This window comes from Paenarthrobacter sp. NyZ202, assembly GCF_049860755.1.
Classification (GTDB): Bacteria; Actinomycetota; Actinomycetes; order Actinomycetales; family Micrococcaceae; genus Arthrobacter.
On record NZ_CP187556.1, the window covers coordinates 533,464 to 548,281 of the forward strand.

The following is a 14,818-nucleotide window of genomic DNA, read 5'->3' on the forward strand; positions in this document are numbered from 1 at the left end:
GGAGGCTGGTGGCTATTTCCACCAGGTATCGAAGATGGTGACCGGTACCGTGCGCTTGTGGCGCGTCCGGAGGTATTTCTGCTCGATGAGCTCGGCGGCGCCGTCGGGAACGTCGCGGCCTTCGAGGTAATCATCGATCTGGTCGTAGGTAATGCCGAGCTCGTCCTCGTCCGTGCGCCCAGGCTTGTCGTCCAGGAGGTCTGCCGTGGGAACCTTCTGCCACAGGCGGGCCGACGCGCCCAGTTCCGCCAGGAGTTCGCGGTTCTGCCGTTTGTTCAGGCCGAACAGCGGAAGGATGTCCGCACCGCCGTCGCCATATTTGGTGAAGAAGCCCGTGACCGACTCGGCGCCATGGTCCGTGCCGATCACCAGGTAGTTGTGCTCGCCCGCCAGGGCGTACTGGGCGATCATGCGGGCGCGGGCCTTGGTGTTGCCCTTGTGGAAGTCGGAAATTTCTGCGCCCGTGGTTTTCTTGAACTCATCCTCGAAGCCGTCCACGGCATTGGAGATATTGAAGGTCCACTCGGTCTTGGCGTTGATGAAGTCCAGCGCTGCCTGGGCGTCGTCTTCGTCGTGCTGGACACCGTAGGGGAGCCGGACTGCCACGAAGTTGGCGTCGACGCCCTCGGCTTCCAGTTCCTCCACCGCCAACTGGGCGAGTTTGCCGGCCAGCGTGGAGTCGAGTCCGCCGGAGATGCCCAGGGCGAAGCCCTTGGTACCCGTGGCTTTCAGGTAGTCCTTCAGGAAGGCAACCCGCTTGCGCACCTCCTCTGCTGGAGTGATCCGGGGCTGGACGCCCATTTCCTCGATGATCTTGGCCTGGAGTTCGCGCATGTGGTCAACACTAGTCAGGGCAGTTGTGACCGCTCAACCATTTCGCCTCCCATTGCCCAACTAAGTCGCAGTTGTGCGCGTTTTGAGCCCGCTAAACGCGCTCTGCTGCGACCTACTTGGGTGCCGGGCCGGTGGAGCGGCGGACGGTGAGGTGGGTGGGCATGACTGCAAGCCGCCGGCTTGAACCAGCATGCAAGGGATCCAGCTGGGCCAGCAGCATGGAGACAGCCACCCGGCCTGCCTGCTCAATCGGCGAGGCGATGGTCGTCAGGGGCGGGTTGCAGAAGTCGGCGCCGAAGATGTCGTCGCAGCCCACGATGCTCATGTCCTCGGGAACCCGGATTCCGCGCTCCCTCAGCCGCTGGAGCATTCCGATGGCCAGGAGGTCGTTGAACACGATGCAGGCGGTAGCTCCCGTCCGCGCAGCTGCGTCTGCAGCCGCGGCTCCGGACGTGGTCTTGGGAGCAAAGGGGCCGATTCGTGACGTGTTCAATCCACGTTCGTGGCTTTCGTCCTCGAAGGTTTTCCATCGCTTGGCGTTGGACCACGACGACGCCGGGCCGCCGACGTAGCAGATGTTGGTGTGGCCGAGGGATGACAGGTGGTCGATTGCTTGGACCATCGCCCCGGGCGTATCAATCATGACGGTTGGTGCATTGGATGACGAACGGTTGATCGTGACAATCGCCTGGGATGAAGCCGCCGCAGCCAACTGGGCATCGGTGAGCCTGGAGGCAGCCAGAATAAATCCGTCAGCGGTCCGCTGCATCTTCTTGAGAGTGTCTGCCTCCATCTCTGCCGATTCCTCCGTGTCCACCAGCAACTGGGTGTATCCGGCAGCTTTCAACTGGTTCTGGGTGCCGCGGATGATGTCGAAATAAAAGGGGTTGGTTACGTCGGGGACAAGCAGGGCAATTGCGTTGGTGCGCCCTGAGCTGAGCCCCCTGGCCTGCGAACTCGGCACATAGTTCAGGGTCGCCGCCGCTTGCTCAATCCGTTCCCGGGTTATCCGGTTCACCCGCCCCGGGTTGGAGAGTGCCCTGGAGACGGTCGATGTTGCCACGCCTGCCAGTTCGGCGACGTCGCGGATCGTGGGAGGAGCACCCGTGCCTCGAACTGTCGAGTCTGCCATGTCGGTTCCTTCCAGCTGGCGTCCGCCCATCCCGGTGGGCGCGTCCTGCCAACATTTGAGCAGTTTTGGCAACTTTTGGCAACCGCTTGCCGCAGGGATTGCCAACTCCTAGACTCAACTCCGAGCCCCTGTGACATAGACCACCATTGCGGGCTGGCCAACCAAGGAGGAAACAATGAGGTTTGCACCATCGGCAAAGCTGGCGGCTGTAGTCGCAGCAGCCGCACTCGCTCTGACAGCGTGCGGAGGTGACGGCGGAAGTTCATCCGCTTCAAGTGGTCCCGTAGATGGCACCGGGAAGAAACTTAGCGTCCTGACCGGAGTCAACAACCAGTATCCCGAGCAGCAGAAGGAATGGTTCAAGGACATCGCCGCGAAGTTCAAGGCCAAGACGGGCGCAGAGGTTGAGTTCGAGACCTTCGCCTCCGCAAACGACGAACTGACGCGGATCCAGACTTCTGTCGTTTCAGGCCAGGGCCCGGACGTCTACAGCCTCGGCACCACCTTCACACCCACGGCCTACGCCACCAAGGCCTTCGTGACCCTCTCCGACGACGATTGGAAGAAGGTGGGCGGGAAAGAGAGGTTCAACCAGGCTGCCCTGGGGATCTCCGGACCGGATGCTGAGCACATGGCAGGAATTCCGTTCGTCAGCCGCCCGTTCGTCATGGCGTACAACAAGGACCTCCTTGCGGCGGCCGGCATTGAGAAGCCGGCAACCACGTGGGACGAACTCGCTGAGCAGGCCAAGAAGATGACCAACGCCGGCACCGGCACGTATGGCCTGGCCACCGGCTACAAGGACAACTTCGACCCATGGAAGTTCATTTGGGCCATGTCCGTCCAGGCCGGAAACCCGCTGGTGGACGGCGACCAGCTGAAGATGGACGACCCCACGGTCAAGAAAGCCTACGAGACCTACTTCGGCTGGCTCACCAAGGACAAGGTCGTGGATCCTGCAGCGATCGGCTGGAGCAACAGCAACGCGGTGGCTGCCTTCGCGTCCGGCAAGGCGGGCTACTTGATGATGACAACGTCCAGCTCGGTTCCCACCCTGGACAAGTCGCCGATCGCCGGCAAATACGCCTACTCGATTATGCCCACCACGGCGCCCGGTGAAACCTCACCCAAGGGCGACGGCGATAAGGCCGCCAGCATCCTCTCCGGCGACAACGTCGTGGTTGCCGACTACTCCCAGCAGAAGGACCTGGCGTTCGCTTACATCGAGCTCATCACCTCCAAGGAAGAGCAGTTGAACTACCAGAAGATCTTCGGCGAGCTGCCGGCGAATGCCGAGGCTTTGGCCTCCTTGACTGATCCGAAGCTTCAGCCCATCGCCGAGGCTGCAGGCAAGTCAAAGGCAACTCCGTTTACCGGTGCCTGGGGCGACATCCAGCTGGGCCTCCTGAACGTCACCGTCCAGTCCATTCCGGACCTGGCCAACGGCGCCGTGGATAGCGCTGCCCTGGAGTCCCGGCTCAAGGACGCCCAGTCCAAGGGCCAAGCATCCCTCGACCGGGCCGCGAAGTCCTAGGCAGGGTTCCCCATGTCCACTGATTCCTTCAGGGAAATGAAGGCCGTTGCCGGCCCGGCTGCCGGAGGGCAGCCGGTCCGGTCCGGCACCTCAACAAAAATGTCCGACGGCGGCACCGCACCGACCCCGGGCACCAGCACCATGGGTCCTGCCGGCCGGGGCAGGAAACCCGCCCGCCGGAAAGGCATGAGCGAACGCAACCGGCCATTGTGGATGTTGATCCCGGGCGGCCTGCTGATGTTCGTCATCATCGTGGTTCCGCTTTTCCTCGGCATTTATATGTCGGCCCTCAACCTGGACCAGTACACCCTTCGCAAGTGGATCAGCGCACCGTTCATCGGCGTCGACAACTTTGTGGAAGCGCTGACTGACTCACCCCTGCTGCACTCGGTATGGCTGAGCGTCAGCTATTCGCTGATCGCAATGCTGGTCACTTTGCCACTGGGGATCGCTGCTGCCGTCGCGACGCAGAACGCGTTCAGGGGCAGGGCGCTTGTGCGTTCGATTTTCCTGATCCCTTACGTCCTCCCATCCTTTGTGGTTGCCACGGTGTGGCGGACCATGTTCCAGCCGGACGGCGTGGTGGACTCAGCCCTGGGCGCCTTCGGCATGGACGGCGGGCTGTGGCTCAACGGCCCGCAAACGTATTGGACGCTCATCCTGGTTCAGATCTGGGCTTCCTGGCCGTTCATCTACCTGCTGGCCCTCTCCGGCTTGCAGTCCGTGGACCACGAGGTCCACGAGGCTTCGGCCCTGGACGGTGCGTTGTGGTGGAACAAACTGCGGTACGTCATCTTCCCGTACTTGAAGGGTCCGCTGGCACTGGCCTTCCTCATCGGCATGTTGCATCACATCAACAACTTCACGCTCCCGTTCGTGCTGTTCGGCGTTCCGGCCCCTGCCGACGTCGAAGTCCTTCCGATCCTCACGTATGTCACCAGCTTCCAGAGCTTCCGGTTCGGCCTCAGCGCCGCCATGGCATTCGTGTCCCTTGTGCTGATCGCCATTCCGCTGTTCATCTACCTGCGCGCCGTCAAGTTGGACGACGCCGATACGCCGGGAGGCAAGAAGTGAGCGCACCAACCACCTCAGTCCGCGGCACGGCCGACCGGAGTTCGTCCGGAAACGGATTCCGGCCCGGCTCCAAACGGCAGCTTGAAGTAACCCGACTCCTTCCGGGCCCCCTGCTGGCCATCATCCTGGCGTTCCTGAGTGCCATTGTGCTGATTCCGGTCGCCTATATCTTCCTGGCGTCCGTGAACTCGGACATCGGCGTGGCCAACGGTGAGTTCTGGCCCTCGACGTTCTCCCTGGAGAACTACACCAAGATCTGGTCCAGCGTTGGCCTGGCCAAGGGCCTTGCCAACAGTGTGCTCGTCGCTGGAGCCACAGCCGTGGTGTCCGCCGCAATGTCCGTTTCCATCGCCTACGTCCTGGTCAGGTACCAGTTCCGTGGCAGGCTCACTATCCTGCGAAGCCTGCTTGCACTCCAGTCCGTACCCGGGACGCTCATGGTCTTGCCGGTGTTCGTACTCTTCTCGTCCGCGGCCAGCTATTTGGGAGTCCAGGTCATCGGAACGCAATGGGGCCTGTTCATCACCTACCTGACGTTCGCCATGCCGTTCTCGACGTGGGTGATGGTTACCTACCTGCGCGGCCTGCCCCGCGAACTGGAAGAGGCTGCCAGGATCGACGGCGCCAGCAACCTTGGGGTGCTGATGCGCATCATCCTGCCTCTCAGCTGGCCCGGAATTGTGGTCTCGGGAATCTTCGCCTTCCTGCTCGGCTGGAACGATGTTCTGTTCGCCTCGGTCATGACCAGGCCGGACAGCCAGACCGCGGCAGTCGCTTTGCAGATCTTCGGCGCCTCGCAAGAAGGTGGAGCCATCCCCCTGTACGGCCAAATGATGGCGGCGTCGCTCGTGTGCGCGGCGCCCGTCGTGATTCTTTACCTGATTTTCCAACGTTACCTAGTGGGCGGCCTGACCGCCGGAGGAGTCAAGTAGCAATGACCGGTTCAGCAACAGTGGAGTGGACGCTCTCGGGCTTCGGAGACGAAATCGACGACGATCCCGTGCTGCAGATCGCGGTGCTCCAGGCCTTGGGTGCAAACCACATCGAAGTCCGCAGTGCATGGGGAACCAACATCGTGGAACTCACTGCGGAGCAGTTGGGTGAACTCAGGAAACTCCTCGACGCTGCAGGCATGGGGGTATCCGCCATTGCGTCGCCCATCGGCAAGGTGGATGTCACGCTGCCAGTGGACCACGAGGTTGAACGGCTGCGACGTGCCGTCAACGCCGCCCAGGTGCTGGGCGCCCGTTATATCCGGATCTTCTCGTTCTACTACGGCGACGACGTTGCCGTAGAAGGCATCCGCGACGACGTCATTGACCGGATGCGGGCTTTGGCGGCCGTGGCAGAGGAAGCCGGAGTGGTGCTGCTGCACGAGAACGAGAAGGACATCTTCGGAGATACTCCTGAGCGGGTGCTGGACATCATCGAATCAGTGGCGTCACCGGCACTGAAAGTGGCCTGGGACCCCGCCAACTTTGTCCAGGTGGGGGTCAAACCGTTCGATGAAGGCTATGCCAAGCTCCGTCCGCACCTTGAATACCTGCAGGTAAAGGACGCACGGTTCGCCGACGGCGTCGTGGTTCCTGCCGGAGAAGGCGACGGCGATCTCCTCCGTACTGTCCAGGCTCTGAAGGATGACGGCTTTGTGGGCTTTGCCAGCCTGGAACCGCACCTCGCCGGTGCCCATGGGCTCGGCGGATTCTCCGGGCCTACTGCGTTCGGAATGGCAGCACGCGCCTTTGCAAAAGTAGTGAACGAAGCTGGAGTGGAAACCAAGTGAGCACTGATACGAACCAACCCATTAACGTTGCCATTGCCGGATGCGGCAGCATCGGCAGGACGCACGCTGCCGCCGTCGGCGAATTGCCTGAACTGCGCGTCACCGCACTGGTTGACGAGATTGAGGAAGCTGCCACTGCCCTGGCGCAGCACATTGAAGACAGCGGTGCCTCCCGTCCAGCCACCTACGGAAGCCTGCGTGAAGCGTTTGCCGCTGCCGACGTCGATCTTGTCATCATCGCCACCCCCAGCGGACTGCACATCCAGCAGGCCTTGGAGGTACTGGCCGCGGGCAAACACGTTGTCATCGAGAAACCGCTGGACGTGAACCTCGATCGAGCAGATGAAATCCTGGCCGCAGCCAGGTCCGCGGAGGAAAAGGGCCTCGTTGCCACCGTCATCAGCCAACATCGTTTCGACCCGGCGTCGGTACTGGTGGACCGGGCACGCCGTGCTGGCCGGTTCGGCCGTCTGACGTCGGCAATCGCGTCGGTGAGTTGGTTCCGCAGCCAGGGCTACTACGATTCCGGGGCATGGCGCGGGACGTGGGCCATGGACGGTGGCGGAGCAGTCATGAACCAGGGCGTGCACACTGTGGATCTCCTCCTGTGGTTCCTGGGCAAGCCAGTGGAGATCAGCGCCAAGACCGCACTCCTGGCGCACACGGACGTGGAGGTGGAGGACACCGCAGTGGCCACCTTGACGTTCGAATCGGGCGCGCTCGCGGTATTGCACGCGACTACTGCCGCCTATCCGGGACTGACCGTGCGGCTCCAGGTCATGGGCTCAACAGGCTCTGCCGTCATCGACAATGACAACCTTGAGTATTTCCACGCAGGGGATCCTGAGGAGGTAAACAAGAACCCGATGGGTGTCCGCGGCGGTGGCAACCAGGCCGAGTCCGAGCTTGCCACCTTCGCCGAGCCACCAGTAGCCACCAACCTCGACCCCACGGTTTACCCGGCTGGACATATCCGCCAGTACCGCGACGTGGTGGATGCCATCCGCAGCCGCAGGGCACCCGGCGTCACGGTTGCTGACGCCGTCACGGCCCTGGCTACTGTCCGCGCACTTTACGTTTCAGCCACGTTGGGCAGGCCCGTCCTGATCGCCGATGTCATGGCAGGAAAGTACAACGATGTTCAGGTGCGTACCGGCAATGGACACTTTGAGGAGGTCACGGCATGAAGTTCTCGGTTTTCACGGCATCGACCCCGGAATGGACTCCGCAGGAAGCGGCCATGACTCTGGCCGCGCAAGGATGGCACGGCATCGAGTGGCGGGTCACGGACCAGGCTGAGGCGTCGGAACCCGGCTTCTGGGCCGGCAACAAAGCCACCTGGCCCATGACCGGGCTTGAGGAAACCCTCCCTGAGATTGCCCGGCTGACCAAGGAATCCGGGCTGGAATACTCCGGCCTGGGTGGCTACGCACGTTGTGATGACCACGACGGCGTGGAACGGGTTCTTGCAGCCACGGCCGCCTTGGGTGCCCGGCAAGTCAGGGTCAATGTCCTTCCTCTGGGCAACTCCACCATGGGGGGCCAGGAGCCAAGCGGGCTGTCCTACCCCGAACTGTTCGCCTCAACGCGGGAGCACTACGAATGGGTGGCCGGGAGGGCCGCGCACCACGGGGTCAAAGCACTCGTTGAACTGCATCACGGCACGGTGACGGCCTCCGCTTCGTCTGCCCGAAGGCTCCTCGAAGGCCTTGATCCACAGCATGTGGGCGTGATCCATGATCTGGGCAACCTGCTGATAGAGGGCTGGGAATCACTGCTTCCCGGGCTCGAACTGCTTGGCCCTTACCTGGCCCACGTGCACGTGAAGAATGCGCGCTGGGTCCGGACGGAAGAACGCGACGCGGCAGGCGCAGCCATATGGGCACATGAGTGGGCGCCGCTCGCAGAAGGACAAGGCAACGTGCTGGCATATTTCCAGGCGCTCGAATCGGTGGGCTACGACCGTTGGGTCACGGTAGAGGACTTTTCCACGGAAGTGCCTTTGGCCGAGCGTACCGCGGGCAACCTGGACTTCCTTCGCCACGCTGCCTCCGCGGCTGGGTTGACCGTCAGCGAGAGCAATGCCGCTGACTCACTGGCGAAAGGTTGAACTGATGCCTTCCTCCATTGCAGCCCACCCTGATCGGCTCCTTCCCGCGGATCCTGGAACCCGGGAGATTGCCCGCTCGCTGCTGTCCAGGGTTCAGGACCTGCCTATCATCTCTCCGCACGGCCACGTTGACGCTGCTGTCATTGAGCAGAACACGCCTTTTCCGGATCCCGCCGCGCTGTTGGTGAGCCCGGACCATTACGTGACGCGCCTGATTCATGCCGATGGTGTTCCGATGGACCAGCTCCGTGCAAGCGGCTCCCGGGATTCCCGGGAAGTGTGGCGCCGGTTCGTGGAGGCCTGGCCGCTTTTTGAGGGGACGGCCTCCGGTTATTGGCTGCGTACCCAGTTCGAGCAGGTGTTCAAGCTTGGTGCGGACCTCGGCGAGCTGTCCGCCGATACCAGCTACGATGCTATTTCGGCCAAGCTTGTGGAGCCTGGCTTCCGCCCGAGGCAGTTGTTCAAGGACTTCAACATTGAGGTCCTGGCCACCACGGATGATCCCCTGGATGACCTGGCCAGCCATAAGGCGTTGACCGAGGACCCCAGTTTCAACGGCCGTGTCCTGCCGACGTTCCGTCCGGATGCCTACCTCAACATCGCCCACCCGTCGTGGATATCGAACGTGGAGCGGCTGATCGAAACCGCGGCCGACGGCGGCACAGGTTACGCCGGTTACCTCGCGGCCCTGGAAAACCGCCGTCGTTATTTTGTGGACCGTGGCGCCGTGTCCGCGGACCATGGCGTCCGCACTCCGGCGACGCTCAAGCTGGAGGCCGCCGAGGCCGGGGCCCTGTTCGAGAAGGCCCGCGCGGGTAACGCCACGGCTGCGGACCGGGACGCGTTCGAGGCGCACATGATGTACCAGATGGCGCGGATGTCGGTGGAGGACGGGCTGGTGATGACCATTCATCCGGGCTCGTACCGCAACCACCACGGGCCCACGTTCGAGGCCTTCGGCGCGGACACCGGCCATGACATCCCGTTTGCCGTCAATTACACCGAGGCGATCCGTCCGTTGCTGCAGGATTTCGGGACGGCCAAGGACTTCCACTTGGTGCTGTTCACTTTGGACGAGACCGTGTTCTCGCGTGAATTGGCGCCGCTGGCAGGCTTCTATCCGTCGGTGTACCTGGGCGCGCCGTGGTGGTTCCTCGATGCCCCGGATGCCATGCTGCGGTTCCGCTCGGCCGTGACGGAGACGGCCGGTTTCTCGAGGTCCTCGGGCTTTATCGACGATACCCGCGCTTTCTGCTCCATCCCGGCACGCCATGATGCATCGCGCAGGATCGAGGCCTCGTTCCTGGCGCGTCTGGTGGCCGAGCACCGCGTCAGCGAGGACCGGGCGCATGAGCTGATTGTGGACGTCGTTGACGGGTCGCCGCGGAGGGTGTTCAAGCTGTGAGCTCCCTATTGCACAGGACGGCTCCGGCCGCTCCGGTCCGCATCGTCCATCTTGGGTTGGGTGCCTTCCACCGCTCGCACCAGGCCTGGTACACCCAGCACGCCGGCGATGCGGGGGAGTGGGGGATCGCGTCCTTTACCGGCCGCCGCCCCGACGCCGCTGCGGTCCTTGCCGCGCAGGATGGGCTGTTCACGGTAGTGGAACGCTCGGACGCGGGGGATGCCTTCGAGGTTGTCAGCAGCATTGTTGAGGCCGTTGATGGTGCTGATGTTGGCCGCCTGGTTGAACTACTCGCCGCGTCTTCCACGGCCATCGTCACGCTGACCATCACTGAAGCCGCGTACGGTCTGGGCGCCGCCGACGTGCCCGTGCTGCTCGCCGGTGGGGAACCCACGACGCCGATGGGCCGCTTGGTCGCGGGCCTCGCCGCCCGCAGGGACGCCGAGGGCGGGCCGCTCGCTGTGGTCAGTTGCGACAACCTCTCCGATAACGGGACCGTGGCCCGGAACGGTGTGTTGTCAGTGGCGCGTGAGTTCGATGCCGGCCTTGCGGGGTGGATCGAGGCGAACGTCAGTTTTGTGAGCACGTCCGTGGACCGGATCACCCCGCGCACCACACCGCAAGACATCGCCCTGGTGGCCTCTTCCTGTGGGTACCGGGACGAGGCGCCCGTGGTCACCGAGCCGTTCCACAACTGGATCCTGTCCGGCGATTTCCCTGCCGGGAGGCCCCGGTGGGAGGACGCCGGGGCAGTGTTCGTGGACGACATCGAACCCTACGAGAACCGGAAGCTTTGGCTGCTCAACGGCGCGCACTCGATCCTGGCTTACGCAGGCCTGGTCCGGGGGCACACCACCGTGGCCGAGGCCCTTGCCGATTCCATCTGCAGGGAGGCCGTTGAGAAATTCTGGGACGAAGCAGCGAAACACCTGACCGGCCCGGACCTGCACATCACGGAGTACAGGGCCGCATTGTTGGAGCGCTTCGGCAATTCACGGATCGCCCACCACCTGGCCCAGATCGCCCTGGACGGCAGTACGAAACTCCGGATGCGCGCCATTCCCGTGCTTGCCGCCGAACGTGCGGCCGGCCGAGACGGAAGCGGGGCAGCCCGGATGATCGCTGCGTGGTCCGCCTACGTGGCTGCGTACTCCGGCGGACAAGACCCACAGGCAGAGGCCATCGAACAGGCGAACCTGCTCACCGGCACTGCGCGGACTGGAGCCCTCTTGGGCTTGCTCAGCCCGGACCTGATGCGCGACACCGACTTGCTAGAGAGCCTGACCGCCCTGCAGGCAGAACTCGCGGCCGCGGTCCCTGACGATTCCACTCTTGAACCCGCGGGCAGCCACGTCGCCGATCCCGTACTGAAAGGACAACCATGAAAATCATCGCCGCTGACGTCTTCGTGACCAGCCCGTCCCGCAACTTCGTCACCTTGCGGATCACCACCGAAGACGGTGTGACCGGTATCGGTGACGCGACCCTGAACGGCCGCGAACTCGCCGTCGCCGCTTACTTGAAGGAGCACGTCGCCCAGTTGCTGATCGGCAAGGACCCGCACCGGATCGAGGACACGTGGCAGTTCCTTTACCGCTCCTCGTACTGGCGCCGTGGCCCGGTGACGATGGCGGCGATTGCCGCCGTCGACATGGCGTTGTGGGACATCAAGGGCAAGATGGCAGGCATGCCGGTGTATCAGCTCCTGGGCGGTGCCTCGCGCAACGGGCTGCGGGCCTATGGGCACGCTTCGGGCTCGGACATTCCCTCGCTGTTCGATTCCGTGCGGGAGCACCTGGAGCTGGGGTACAAGTCCATCCGTATCCAGACCGCTGTTCCCGGCATCAAGGCCGTCTACGGTGTTGCTGCGCAGGCCCAGGCCTCGGGGGAGCGCTACGACTACGAACCTGCCGGCCGCGGTAACTTCCCGCTGGAGGAGGACTGGGACACCCGCGCCTACCTGCGCCACCTGCCCACCGTTTTCGAAGCCGTGCGGAACGAGTTCGGCCCCGAAATCCCGTTGCTGCACGATGGCCACCACCGCATGACCCCCATCCAGGCGGCCAAGCTCGGCAAGGCCTTGGAACCCTATGACCTGTTCTGGCTGGAGGACTGCACCCCGGCCGAGAACCAGGAAGGCCTGCGCCTGGTCCGCCAGCACACCACCACCCCTTTGGCGATCGGTGAAATCTTCAACACCGTGTGGGATTACCAGACCCTGATCAAGGAACAGCTGATCGACTACGTCCGTGCCGCATCCACCCACTTTGGCGGGATCAGCCCGTTGAAGAAGGTCATGGACTTCGCCGCGCAGTACCAGATCAAGTCCGGCTTCCACGGCCCCACGGACATCTCCCCGGTGGGCTTCGCCGCGCAGTTGCACGTTGGCCTGGCCATCCACAACTACGGCATCCAGGAATACATGCAGCACTCGGACAAGACCAACGAGGTCTTCGAACAGTCCATGACCTTCACGGACGGCTACCTGCACCCGGGCGACAACCCCGGCATCGGCGTCGAATTCAACGAAGAAGCCGCCGCAGCCTACCCCTACCAGCAGGCTTACTTGCCCTACAACCGCCTCGTGGACGGCACCGTCCATGACTGGTAAACCCGGGACAAAGCACGACGGCGGCACTCACGACGGCGGCACCCTCCCCGGTCCTTCCGGTCACCATCTTGTGGTGATGGGTGTGGCCGGGTGCGGCAAGAGCACGGTGGGGATCGCCCTCGCCGAACGGCTCGGTGCCCGGTTCCTCGACGGCGATTCTCTGCACCCGCAGGCGAACATCGACAAGATGGCCTCGGGTACTCCGCTGAACGACGACGACCGGGCACCTTGGCTGGCCGAAATCGGGAGGCGGTTCCCGGCGTCGGACACTGCTCTGGTCATTGCGTGCAGCGCGCTCAAGCGCGGCTACCGCGACATCATCCGCAGCGGCGACCCGTCCGTGGTGTTCGTCCACTTGCGCGGCACGCGGGAGCTGTTGAGCGCGCGCATGACCTCGCGGCCCGGCCACTTCATGCCGCCGTCGCTGCTGGACTCGCAACTGGCTACGTTGGAACCCCTGCAGGACGATGAAGCTGGAATCGTCGTGGATATCGACCAATCCGTGGAGGACATCGTGGAGCACGTTGTATCGGCTATGTCGGGCCATCAGGTCCAGGCCGATGCGTCCGCGCCGCAGTACCTCGTGGATTTGACGGCCGCGCCGTTCAGTCTCGACGATGCCGCGCTGAACTGGGTCGAATCCACCATCGCATCCATGTCGTTGGAAGAGAAGATCGGACAGCTCTTCATCAACCACAACAACGACTACTCTCCGGAGTACCTGGACAACGTGCTGGAGAACTTCCACGTGGGCGGAATGCGGTACCGTCCGGGTCCGTCGGCTGCGGTGCAGGAGCACATCCGGTACGCGCAGTCGAAGACGCGTATTCCGCTGCTGGTTGCCTCGAATCCCGAGATGGGCGGCGCGGGAAGCTGCGACGACGGCACGTTTGTCTCCACGCACCTGCAGGCCGGTTCGCACCCGGACAAGTCGATTGCCCGACTCATGGGCGTGGTGGCCGGCGTCGAAACCGCTGCCTTGGGCTGTAACTGGGCGTTCGCGCCGATCGTGGACATCCACTACAACTGGCGGAACACAGTCATTTCCACGCGGGCCTTCGGCAACACGCCGGAGATCGTGGTGGAGCGCGCCAAAGAGTACTTCGACGGCATCAGTGAATCGCCCACCGTTTGCGCCATGAAGCACTTCCCGGGCGACGGCATCGACGAGCGCGACCAGCACGTGGTGACCTCCTACAACACGCTGGGTTACGAGGAATGGGACCGGACGTACGGGCACGTGTATCGCGAGATGATCGGGCATGGCGTGCAGTCGATCATGGTGGGGCATATTGGTGCGCCCGAGGTGTCGCGTCATCTCCGTCCGGGCCTCGCCGACTCTGAGATCCGTCCGGCGACCCTGGCCCCCGAATTGTTGCAGGACCTGCTCCGGGGTGAACTTGGCTTCAACGGCCTGGTGCTGACCGACGCCTCGCTGATGGTGGGACTGACCCAGGCCATGAAACGGCGCGACCTCGTCCCGGCCACCATCGCTGCCGGGTGCGACATGTTCCTGTTCTTCCGCAACCCGGAGGAGGACTTCCAGTTCATGCTGGACGGCTACAAGTCAGGGGTCATCTCCGATGTGCGCCTGCAAGATGCCTTGCGGAGGATCCTCGGTTTGAAGGCCAGCCTGGGTCTGCACGTTAAGCCTCGGGAATCCTTGGTTCCTTCCGCCGATGCCTTGGCCGTTATCGGCAGCGACGAACACCGGTCCATTGCGGCGGATATCGCGGACAAGACGGTGACGTTGGTGAAGGACACCGCGGGGAACCTGCCCATCACGCCCAAGACCCACAAACGCATCCGTTTATATGGGATCTCGGGCGGGGCAGATTTCACCCGGGCTGACCCCCTGGCCTATCTGGACACCGTCAAGGAGGAACTGGAAGCCGCAGGCTTTGTGGTGGACGTGTTCAAGACCGCCGAACAGCGCGAGGCCGCAGGGGAGACCGGAATGAACTTCATGCGGGTGTTGTCTGAGGAAGCCACAGCGGACTACGCCGATCGTTACGATGCCGCTTTCGTTTTCGCCAACGTGAAGGGTTTTGCGCAGGAAGCAGCCATCCGCATCAAGTGGTCATCGCCGATGGCAGCCGAGATCCCCTGGTACGCCACTGAGGTTCCCACGGTGTTCGTTTCGCTCAACCAGCCCAACCACCTGATCGACGTGCCCATGGTCAAAACCGCCATCCACGCCCATGCCGGAACCCGCGAGGCAATCCGCGCCACCATCCAGAAAATCCAGGGGAAGTCCGAATTCCAGGGCACGTATAACGAGAACGTGTTCTGCGGTTCGTTCGACACCCGGTTGTAGTCCTCCCACCCCGGGGGC

General features: G+C 63.3%; 12 protein-coding genes. 10 read left to right on the top strand and 2 right to left on the bottom strand.

Annotation, left to right across the window (positions count from 1 at the left end):
- Nucleotides 1–12 precede the first annotated feature (12 nt).
- Both nadE and ACPFL9_RS02650 read right to left on the bottom strand, forming a co-directional pair.
- On the bottom strand, nt 13–834 hold the full coding sequence (gene nadE / locus ACPFL9_RS02645) for an ammonia-dependent NAD(+) synthetase (RefSeq protein ID WP_426005672.1): 822 nt from the start codon (nt 832–834) through the stop codon (nt 13–15).
- A 112-nt stretch (nt 835–946) separates the two neighbouring features.
- The gene (locus ACPFL9_RS02650) at nt 947–1,966 is read right to left on the bottom strand and encodes a LacI family DNA-binding transcriptional regulator (RefSeq protein ID WP_426005673.1); all 1,020 of its coding nucleotides are present in this window, start codon (nt 1,964–1,966) and stop codon (nt 947–949) included.
- A 175-nt stretch (nt 1,967–2,141) separates the two neighbouring features.
- On the opposite strand from ACPFL9_RS02650, the gene ACPFL9_RS02655 reads away from it, so the two are divergent.
- Genes ACPFL9_RS02655 through ACPFL9_RS02700 form a run of 10 tightly spaced genes read left to right on the top strand, consistent with a single transcriptional unit; the run spans nt 2,142 to nt 14,800 of the window.
- Complete coding sequence (locus tag ACPFL9_RS02655) at nt 2,142–3,500, top strand: ABC transporter substrate-binding protein (RefSeq protein WP_426005674.1); 1,359 nt, start codon at nt 2,142–2,144, stop codon at nt 3,498–3,500.
- A gap of 12 nt (nt 3,501–3,512) precedes the next feature.
- A complete protein-coding gene (locus tag ACPFL9_RS02660) occupies nt 3,513–4,574 on the top strand; it encodes a carbohydrate ABC transporter permease (protein WP_426005675.1) in 1,062 nt (353 codons plus the stop codon).
- On the top strand, nt 4,571–5,506 hold the full coding sequence (locus ACPFL9_RS02665) for a carbohydrate ABC transporter permease (RefSeq protein WP_426005676.1): 936 nt from the start codon (nt 4,571–4,573) through the stop codon (nt 5,504–5,506). Before ACPFL9_RS02660 ends, ACPFL9_RS02665 begins: the two co-directional genes overlap by 4 nt.
- Nucleotides 5,507–5,508: 2 nt before the next feature.
- Entirely contained in the window at nt 5,509–6,357 is an 849-nt protein-coding gene (locus tag ACPFL9_RS02670) for a sugar phosphate isomerase/epimerase family protein (protein ID WP_426005677.1), read from the top strand.
- Nucleotides 6,354–7,544, top strand: a complete 1,191-nt coding sequence (locus ACPFL9_RS02675; protein WP_426005678.1) for a Gfo/Idh/MocA family protein — start codon at nt 6,354–6,356, stop codon at nt 7,542–7,544. The genes ACPFL9_RS02670 and ACPFL9_RS02675 overlap by 4 nt, the downstream gene beginning before the upstream one ends.
- A complete protein-coding gene (locus ACPFL9_RS02680; RefSeq protein ID WP_426005680.1) occupies nt 7,541–8,467 on the top strand; it encodes a sugar phosphate isomerase/epimerase family protein in 927 nt (308 codons plus the stop codon). The genes ACPFL9_RS02675 and ACPFL9_RS02680 overlap by 4 nt, the downstream gene beginning before the upstream one ends.
- A 4-nt stretch (nt 8,468–8,471) precedes the next feature.
- Entirely contained in the window at nt 8,472–9,872 is a 1,401-nt protein-coding gene (gene uxaC / locus ACPFL9_RS02685) for a glucuronate isomerase (protein WP_426005681.1), read from the top strand.
- Nucleotides 9,869–11,257, top strand: a complete 1,389-nt coding sequence (locus ACPFL9_RS02690; RefSeq protein ID WP_426005683.1) for a mannitol dehydrogenase family protein — start codon at nt 9,869–9,871, stop codon at nt 11,255–11,257. The genes uxaC and ACPFL9_RS02690 overlap by 4 nt, the downstream gene beginning before the upstream one ends.
- Entirely contained in the window at nt 11,254–12,483 is a 1,230-nt protein-coding gene (gene manD, locus ACPFL9_RS02695) for a D-mannonate dehydratase ManD (protein ID WP_426005685.1), read from the top strand. The genes ACPFL9_RS02690 and manD overlap by 4 nt, the downstream gene beginning before the upstream one ends.
- Nucleotides 12,473–14,800, top strand: a complete 2,328-nt coding sequence (locus tag ACPFL9_RS02700) for a gluconokinase, GntK/IdnK-type (RefSeq protein ID WP_426005687.1) — start codon at nt 12,473–12,475, stop codon at nt 14,798–14,800. Before manD ends, ACPFL9_RS02700 begins: the two co-directional genes overlap by 11 nt.
- Nucleotides 14,801–14,818 lie beyond the last annotated feature (18 nt).

Excerpts from the sequence above, each read along its gene's own strand:
- manD (WP_426005685.1), top strand. The coding sequence starts at position 11,254 with ATGAAAATCATCGCCGCTGACGTCTTCGTGACCAGCCCGTCCCGCAAC.
- nadE (WP_426005672.1), bottom strand. The coding sequence starts at position 834 with ATGCGCGAACTCCAGGCCAAGATCATCGAGGAAATGGGCGTCCAGCCC.
- uxaC (WP_426005681.1), top strand. The coding sequence starts at position 8,472 with ATGCCTTCCTCCATTGCAGCCCACCCTGATCGGCTCCTTCCCGCGGAT.
- ACPFL9_RS02650 (WP_426005673.1), bottom strand. The coding sequence starts at position 1,966 with ATGGCAGACTCGACAGTTCGAGGCACGGGTGCTCCTCCCACGATCCGC.
- ACPFL9_RS02670 (WP_426005677.1), top strand. The coding sequence starts at position 5,509 with ATGACCGGTTCAGCAACAGTGGAGTGGACGCTCTCGGGCTTCGGAGAC.
- ACPFL9_RS02680 (WP_426005680.1), top strand. The coding sequence starts at position 7,541 with ATGAAGTTCTCGGTTTTCACGGCATCGACCCCGGAATGGACTCCGCAG.
- ACPFL9_RS02700 (WP_426005687.1), top strand. The coding sequence starts at position 12,473 with ATGACTGGTAAACCCGGGACAAAGCACGACGGCGGCACTCACGACGGC.
- ACPFL9_RS02660 (WP_426005675.1), top strand. The coding sequence starts at position 3,513 with ATGTCCACTGATTCCTTCAGGGAAATGAAGGCCGTTGCCGGCCCGGCT.
- ACPFL9_RS02655 (WP_426005674.1), top strand. The coding sequence starts at position 2,142 with ATGAGGTTTGCACCATCGGCAAAGCTGGCGGCTGTAGTCGCAGCAGCC.